Annotated in this window: 1 pseudogene; it reads left to right on the top strand. The window is 71.2% G+C overall.

Annotated elements, in window-relative coordinates:
* Positions 1 to 386 (top strand): annotated as a pseudogene (locus RT028_RS07215) (ABC transporter permease); the annotation flags it as partial.

Here is a 386-nt window from a genome sequence, read left to right on the forward strand (position 1 = left end):
CTACTTCGGCGCACGCCTGAACGGCGCCATGCAACTGCGCGCCACCGAATTCCTGGGCGCCGACCTGGTGCTGCAAGGCACCTCGCCACCACGCGCCGAACAGCTCGATCGTGGCAGCGCCGCTGGGCTGGCGCATGCGCGCGTGGTGGAATTCACCAGCATGGTCGGCGGCGACAACGGTATCCAGCTGTCAAGCGTGAAGGCCGCCGACGCGCAGTACCCGCTGCGCGGTGAGCTGCGCAGCGCACCGGCCCCCTACGGCGCCGAAACGCCTGGCGGCGGCCCCGCCCCCGGCGAGGTCTGGGTCGAACCACGCTTGCTCGTCGCCTTGGGCCTGGCCATTGGCGACAGCGTCGACGTCGGCCAGAAAACCCTGCGCCTGGCCC

The organism is Pseudomonas sp., assembly GCF_032058845.1.
Lineage (GTDB): Bacteria > Pseudomonadota > Gammaproteobacteria > Pseudomonadales > Pseudomonadaceae > Aquipseudomonas.